The 7,295-nt window shown below is 55.9% G+C and carries 6 protein-coding genes; 1 reads left to right on the forward strand and 5 read right to left on the reverse strand.

Annotated elements, in window-relative coordinates; translation table 11 throughout:
- Positions 1-323: 323 nt before the first annotated feature.
- Positions 324-998, reverse strand: a complete 675-nt coding sequence (gene rsmI, locus QZ302_RS07510) for a 16S rRNA (cytidine(1402)-2'-O)-methyltransferase (RefSeq protein ID WP_294594136.1) — start codon at positions 996-998, stop codon at positions 324-326.
- 38 nt (positions 999-1,036) lie between these two features.
- On the reverse strand, positions 1,037-2,317 hold the full coding sequence (gene serS / locus QZ302_RS07515; RefSeq protein WP_294594138.1) for a serine--tRNA ligase: 1,281 nt from the start codon (positions 2,315-2,317) through the stop codon (positions 1,037-1,039).
- Between the two features lie 191 nt (positions 2,318-2,508).
- Here serS and QZ302_RS07520 point away from each other — a divergent pair, with 191 nt between their 5' ends.
- Positions 2,509-3,591, forward strand: a complete 1,083-nt coding sequence (locus QZ302_RS07520; RefSeq protein WP_294594140.1) for a hypothetical protein — start codon at positions 2,509-2,511, stop codon at positions 3,589-3,591.
- A 119-nt stretch (positions 3,592-3,710) separates the two neighbouring features.
- On the opposite strand, the gene rpmA is transcribed toward QZ302_RS07520, so the two are convergent.
- The 3 genes from rpmA to QZ302_RS07535 form a co-directional block, all read right to left on the reverse strand.
- The gene (rpmA, locus tag QZ302_RS07525) at positions 3,711-3,971 is read right to left on the reverse strand and encodes a 50S ribosomal protein L27 (protein WP_027291149.1); all 261 of its coding nucleotides are present in this window, start codon (positions 3,969-3,971) and stop codon (positions 3,711-3,713) included.
- A gap of 47 nt (positions 3,972-4,018) precedes the next feature.
- On the reverse strand, positions 4,019-4,330 hold the full coding sequence (gene rplU, locus QZ302_RS07530; RefSeq protein WP_294594143.1) for a 50S ribosomal protein L21: 312 nt from the start codon (positions 4,328-4,330) through the stop codon (positions 4,019-4,021).
- A gap of 118 nt (positions 4,331-4,448) precedes the next feature.
- Complete coding sequence (locus tag QZ302_RS07535) at positions 4,449-6,536, reverse strand: sodium:proton antiporter (RefSeq protein ID WP_294594145.1); 2,088 nt, start codon at positions 6,534-6,536, stop codon at positions 4,449-4,451.
- Positions 6,537-7,295: the final 759 nt, after the last annotated feature.

Consider the following 7,295-nt stretch of genomic DNA (forward strand, 5'->3'; position numbering starts at 1 on the left):
AACAGCCGTCTCAGCCCAACCCTTTGTCCGCGCGCTGGCGGAAATCTTATTCAAACGCGAAACACGCGTTTGAATGATTTCCTTCTCCAGCAGTCGCGCGCGGTTGAGCTTTGACCCGCCTTCGAACTGTTCTCGTTGGCTTCGCCTTCCTCCTCGCCGCTCGGCAATTCGCAAACTGCGTTTGCATTGCACTCGCTGGCAGCGTCGGTTGTGAACAAAAGGAACCGAAAAAACTTTAGACGGATGCTTCGCATCCTCAAGCTGCCTCGCCCCAATTCCTCACCCCGGTCTCTATCCGCATGCAGCTTACGACATCCGCGCCCTCAATCCCGCGCCCCTTCAATCACCAAGACGATCTCGCCTTTCGGCTCCTGTTCCGCATAACGAGCTGCCAGCTCCGCCAATGTCCCCCGCACCGTCTCCTCGAATTTCTTCGAAATCTCCCGGCACACCGCCCCCCGACGCGTCTCGCCGAAAAACTCGACCAACTGCGCCAGCGTCTTCCCCACCCGATGAGGCGACTCGTAAAAAATCATCGTCCGCGGCTCCGTAACCAGCTGCTGCAACCGGCTCTGCCGCCCCTTTTTCTGCGGCAGAAAACCCTCGAATACAAACCGGTCGCACGGCAATCCGCTGTTTACCAGCGCCGGTACGAACGCCGTCGGCCCCGGCAACGTCTCGACCGCGATCCCCGCCTCGATCGCACGGTTCACCAACAGATAGCCCGGATCGGAAATCGCCGGAGTGCCCGCATCCGAAATCAACGCCACCGTCTGTCCCTCCAGCATCCGCCGGACGATCTGTTCGACCACGCCGTGCTCGTTGAACTTATGGTACGACGTCATCGGCTTGGAGATCCCCAAGTGTCGCAACAGATTGCCGCTCGTCCGCGTATCTTCGGCCACGATGCTGTCGCACTCGCCCAGCAGACGGATCGCACGCAGGGTGATATCCTCAAGGTTTCCCACCGGCGTGGGAATAACATAGAGTTTCGCCATCTCGATATTCGACAGGTTCCACCGCCCGAAAGCTGCAACTATTTAATGATATCGAACCCGGTGTAGGGCCGGAGCGCCTCCGGAATCACGATCCCGTCCGGCGTCTGGTTGTTTTCGAGCAGAGCCGCCACGATACGCGGCAAAGCCAGCGAACTGCCGTTCAGGGTATGCGCCAGTTCGGTCTTTTTGGTCTCCGCGTTGCGGAAACGGAGCTTCAGCCGATTGGCCTGGAACGATTCGAAGTTCGACACCGAGGAGACCTCCAACCACTTGTCCTGCGCCTCGCTGTAGACCTCGAAGTCATAGGTCAGGGCGCTCGTAAAGCTCATATCCCCGCCGCACAGCCGCAGAATCCGGTACGGCAGTCCCAGTTTCTGCACAATCCCCTCGACATGGGCCACCATTTCGTCCAGCCGATCATAAGAGTCCGTCGGATGCGCCACCTGCACGATTTCGACCTTGTCGAACTGGTGCAGCCGGTTCAGCCCCCGCACATCTTTCCCGTACGACCCCGCTTCGCGCCGAAAACAAGGCGTATAAGCCGTCATCTTGATCGGCAACTCTTTCTCGTCCACGATCTCGTCGCGGAAAATATTGGTCACCGGCACCTCTGCGGTCGGAATCAGGTAGAAATTATCGACCGTGGCATGATACATCTGCCCCTCCTTGTCCGGCAGCTGCCCCGTGCCGAAGCCCGACGCCTCGTTCACCATGATCGGCGGTTCGACTTCGAGGAATCCGGCGGCGGTGTTGATGTCGAGGAAAAAGTTGATCAACGCCCGCTGCAACCGGGCCCCTTTCCCCTTGTAGACCGGAAATCCGGCCCCGGTGAGTTTGTTCCCCAGCTCGAAGTCGATGATATCGTATTTCTTGGCCAGCTCCCAGTGGGGCAAAATCCCCTCTCCCTTGAGCTGTTTCGGTTCCGGGCCGCCCATCTTCACAACGAGGTTATCCGCCGCGCAACTCCCCTCGGGTACAATCTCGGCCGCCCGGTTGGGCAAGCTCACGATCAGCGCCTCCATCTCGGCCACCACCGCAGCCTGCTCCTCTGCCAGGGCATTCGACTGCTCTTTCAACCCGGCAACCTTGTCTTTCAATGCGTTAGCTTCGTCAGCTTTGCCGCTCTTAAACAGCCCGCCGATCTCCTTGGCGATCCGGTTCTGTTCGGCCAGGTTGCCGTCCAACTGCTGCTGAATCGCTTTGCGGCGGTCATCCAGCGTCCCGATTTTGTCGATCACCGGAGCGGCATCCACTCCCTTTTTAGCCAGCCGGGCGAGGGTTTCCTCGCGTTCTTCCCGGATCTGTTTCAATGTAAGCATCTCTTATTTCGTATTTTTATTTTCCATGAGTCTGTCGCACACCGCGGCGGTGCGTATAGATGGTCAAAGTTACGATTTTTCCCAGAAACGCCGTCTCTTTCCTAACACCTTGCCTTCCCCGTGCTGAATCATGAAGATAAAAATCGGATAAATTTATGTTAACTTTACAGAGCATCCACAGGAAACATATCATGCGAAACCTCATTTATCTCCTCGCGACAGGCTGGTGCCTTTGGGGAATGGCGAGTTGCGGGAGCCAAACCCAACCGACCGGACAAGCCGACTTCGGAATGGAAATCCCGCTAAAACATACCGTTCGGAATTCAGATATTTTTGCCTCATACCCCGAGGGTTTCTTTCGACTGGATTCAGTACTTGTCGTGCTTTCTCCGCGCATCGGAGACAACTTCGGGCGACTGATTTCACTGAAAACTTTCCAAGAAATCGGCAAGTTCGGGGCGAAAGGGAAAGGGCCGACCGAGGTGATTTGGACATTCCCGTTCGCCTATACGGATAGCGACTCCACATTTATGGCCTACGACCTGCCGAGCCGGAGCGTAATTTCCTACACATTGGTGGATCGCGGAGATTCTCTGACCATGCGGGCACACGACAAACGGCGGGTAGACCAGGGCGATGTGCCGTTGCAGGACAACACCAAGTTGTGCCGGATCGGCGACGACCACTACATGGGACAATGTTTTCATGCACAAGACCATTTTTTTTCGTTATTGGATAAAGATTTCAACCAAATCGGATATTTCGGAAACTCACCTATCCCGGAATCGATAACAAATGCCGGAGACCGGTTGCAAGGTTGCATGAATGCCGGATACGGCATTTCTATTTTCGCACCATATGAATTGCCCTACATCGGCTGTTATGCCATGCGGGACGGGAAACCGATCAAACTATGGGAAGACAATTTTGCTGAAAAAACATATTTAGTCCGAGGTACGACGCTCTTTTTCAAACCCGAGGAGACAATAGGATACACTTGGAATGTAGCGATCGGAAAAAAATATATCTATATCTTATGGAATGACGATTTGTTATTCAAATATTTCGAACGCCCGAACAATCAGGATCCGGCCGGGGCCGATATCGTTTTCATCTACGATCACGACGGGAATCGCATCGCACGCCTCAAAACGGATGTCGAATTATGCAAGATAACCCTTTCGGAAGATGAACAGACTCTGTACGGACTGACACAACCGGATTACACATTGGTGACATTCGACCTACCTGAAACGTATCCGGCGATACAATAAAATTCCTCACACTGCACGACGCAAAAAACTTGCGCCTCTCTTCTTGCATCATACAAGAAAAGAGGCGCAATTCGTATCTTCAGGATATAACGTATATCCTCTCCTAAGTCAGAAGAAAACTACTCCGCGATCGGCACCACCGACACGAAAGATTTCCCTTCCGCTTTCTTCTTAAAGCATACGGTACCGTCCACCAACGCAAACAGCGTATGGTCTTTCCCCATCCCGACATTTTCGCCCGGGTTATGAACCGTTCCGCGCTGCCGCACGATGATATTCCCGGCCTTGGCCACCTGACCGCCGAACAATTTGACACCCAGTCGTTTGCTTTCCGATTCGCGGCCGTTCTTCGAACTACCTACCCCTTTCTTATGTGCCATCTCGATTTACTTTTTAAACGTTATTGAACTCTGAAACAGCGAGCGAGTTAAGCGATGATATTCTTAATCTCGATCTGGGTCAGACACTGCCGGTGCCCGTTCTGTTTCTGATACCCCTTGCGACGTTTCTTCTTGAAGACGATGACTTTATCGTCTTTCAAGTGTTTCAGCACGGTAGCTTCCACTTTGGCGTCTTTTACCGTAGGTGCGCCAATTGCAACCTTTCCGTCATTGTCGATCAGCAGGACTTTGTCGAAGCTCACGGCGGCGCCTTCGGCGTCGGCCAGACGGTGAACATAGAGCTTGCGACCCTTCTCAACTTTGAATTGCTGTCCTGCGATTTCTACGATAGCGTACATGTTCGTTTCGCTTGTTGTTTAGTGTTTCGAACCGCAAAGATAGGCATTTTTCTCCGACCGGCCAAACTCTGCCGATTTATTTCGGCAAACTTTTCCCGATCCGCCACATCCGAGGCCCTCAACCGCGCAGAATCCGATCCGGGGTAGTCATCCGATACCGCCGGTCGATGTCGTCCAACATCGATTGCACGTCGTCCGGCATAACGAGCCCCTCGTGCAGCATCCGGAGCACTTCGGCCTTCTCTTCGCTGATGAGCATCCGGATGGTTTTCTGGGTGACGGCCAGCCGGTAGGAGCTCGGGAATCGCTGGGCAATCATGTCCATAATCGTCTGACTCTCTTCGATATTGCGTTGCACTTCGCCGCGCAGTCCTTCCAAGGCCCGACGGTCGTCCCCGCTCAGGGTATCGGAGCTTTCCAGCTCGTCCAACAAGGTAATCGAGGTGCGTTGCGAGTGGATCAGCCCACGGGCCACATCGTAGACCCGAACGAAAGTCGTCGACTGATTCCGGTCGACCCACCGGTAGAGTACCTCCCGCGATCGTTTCCGCCACCGCAGGTAGAACGGCAGGTCGGGAAGCTCCAACAGCCGAGCCCGCTCACACAGGGGTCGTTTGCCGTCCGCGTCGTAGAGCTCTTCGACCGTCGCCAGCAACCGTCGCAACGACTCGGCCGAAATAATCCCCTTCTCGTAGAGTTGCCAGTAGCGTGTCCGCTCTTTGTCCAATATGCGGAGCCGGACATTGGCTGCCAAATCCTGCCCGGCCACCACCGGCACGGGAATATCTTCGAGCGTGGGTACGAAAGCGGCCACTTTCACCCAATCGACGCCCTGCAATGCTTCGTTCTTCTGCAACTCGCCGTAATACCGCGTGGTGTTTTCGCACAACTGTTTCTGAATCGTATAGTTCAGGAAAGTTTTGGCCGACGACACTCGCGTGAGCCCCAGTTTACGCAACAGCCACCCGACGGTGGTGGCATTGACGGTCAGGGTGAGCGTCACGATCCCTGCGGTCAGGAAGAGCACCTGCCGCCGTACCGGCTCGGGAATGGGCAATGTGTAGGAGACCATCAATGCCAGGGTCAGCCCCAACGCCCCGCGCAATCCGCCCCAGCAGAGAATGACGGCCTCGCGTTTCGAGAGTCCGTACCCCGACCGTTTCATCAGCGGATAGAAGAGGGCGATCATCGTCATCCGCACCACATTGACTCCGATGTACACCAGCACCAGAATCGCGAAGTCCACCCACGTGGCCTGTACCTGCACCGCGATCACGATGCCCACCAGGATGAATATCAGCGTATTGGCAGCATAGGTGGCCAATTCCCAGAACTCCTGCATGAAGCGGTTGACTTCGGGTGCGATCCGCGGCCGCCCGTAATAGGTGATCACCAATCCGTACCCCACCAGGGCGATCACCCCCGAAACGTCCAGATAGCTCTGTGCCAGAAAGAAGGTGACGTAGGCCGAGACCAGAATCGCGCTGTTCTGGACGATCGCGTCGGTTCGGCTGCGGGTGATAAACCACAGGCAGAGCCAACCGAAGATCACGCCGAGCAATACGCCGCCGAGCACTACATAGACAAACCCGGCCACAGGCGCCTTGACGGCTCCGGAGGCCGTATAGGCTCCGAAAAAGAGCATAAAGAGGACGATCCCGGTTCCGTCGTTGAGCATCGACTCGGCATCCACGAGGGTGGAGAAGCGTTTGCTGACGCCGAGCTCTCGGAGCAAGGCGACGACGGCCACGGGGTCGGTGGCGCTGATCAGCGCGCCGAACATCAGGGCATGGCTCCAGTTCCACTGGGCGTAGCTCGGCGCGAAGAGGTGGATGCCCATCATCAACAGTCCGGTCAGGAACATCGCTACGACCATTCCGGGTACGGAAAGCAGGGTGGCATTGGTCAGTGTTTTCCGGAAAATATGGGCGTCCAGTTCATACGCTGCGTCGAAAATCAGGACGGGCAGAAAGAGGTAGAGGATCAGATCGGGGTCGATATGTCCGGCGAAGTCGATGGAGGCTTTAAAGAAGGAATCTTGGGCAAAGAGTCCCGCCCGGTCGCAGAGTCCGACCAGGAGTCCGAAGGCGAAAAGCCCGACGGTATAAGGCAGTACAGTGCGTTTGAGGGCATATTTGAGGATAGCTCCAGCTACGAGCGAAACGATCACGAAGACGAGCGGAGCCAGCATATTCATTGAATCCATACTGAAATAATTGATTGACTTTTCACTTCCATTTTCCGTCCGACTGCAAAATTAACGGAATCGGCGGAATCGGCGGAATCGCCCCATATTTATTTGCTCTATGTTTCGAGTTTTTACGATCGCATCCCGCCCCGGGCTTCCGCGACGCAGGCAGTAACGGGCGATTGGGCGCTCTGACGGGCGTCGGCCACCTCGGGTACAGTTGGTCTTCCATCACAAATGGAGTCAACGGCATGGACTTGAGTTTCAGTTCACAGATTCTCAATATCCGCACTGCGGATCACCGCGTTCACGGTTTTCAGTTGCGTTGCCTCTCGGAATAAACGGAGGAATGCTTGCGATTCGAAGAATCGCGCGATAACAGTTCTCCGCCAGCGGTGACTGCAACGAGCCCCGTCGAGTTGCAGTCCGCCACCAGCACCGCCCTATTTTGGTTTCGGGCTGCGCGCTCCCCGGGTGGGCCGAAGGCCCAGCGCGCAAGCCCGGCGGTTCTAAGAACCGCAAGAGCAACGCCTCTTTGCTATGAGGTTCGTCCTCGGCGCGCCCCCCCCACGCGCCGCTGATGCGTCGCCCTCGCCGAGGACGGCGACCTAAAGGTCGCACAAGCATCGCCCAAAGCCCTGCCCAACTCACCGCCCAATCCACAGCCCCATGCTCAGCCCAACGCGGCGCGAAAACCGTGGCCGGCTTTCGCGCCCGAAAAACAGACACAGTCCAAAGCTCGCCCCAGTTCTCCGCCTCGTGTCAGCCTCACTGCGG

This window comes from uncultured Rikenella sp. (genome assembly GCF_910579375.1).
Lineage (GTDB): Bacteria > Bacteroidota > Bacteroidia > Bacteroidales > Rikenellaceae > Rikenella.

Bases quoted from the DNA above. Each gene is read 5' to 3' on its own strand.
- QZ302_RS07520 (WP_294594140.1), top strand. From the start codon at position 2,509: ATGCGAAACCTCATTTATCTCCTCGCGACAGGCTGGTGCCTTTGGGGA.
- rplU (WP_294594143.1), bottom strand. From the start codon at position 4,330: ATGTACGCTATCGTAGAAATCGCAGGACAGCAATTCAAAGTTGAGAAG.
- rpmA (WP_027291149.1), bottom strand. From the start codon at position 3,971: ATGGCACATAAGAAAGGGGTAGGTAGTTCGAAGAACGGCCGCGAATCG.
- serS (WP_294594138.1), bottom strand. From the start codon at position 2,317: ATGCTTACATTGAAACAGATCCGGGAAGAACGCGAGGAAACCCTCGCC.
- QZ302_RS07535 (WP_294594145.1), bottom strand. From the start codon at position 6,536: ATGGATTCAATGAATATGCTGGCTCCGCTCGTCTTCGTGATCGTTTCG.
- rsmI (WP_294594136.1), bottom strand. From the start codon at position 998: ATGGCGAAACTCTATGTTATTCCCACGCCGGTGGGAAACCTTGAGGAT.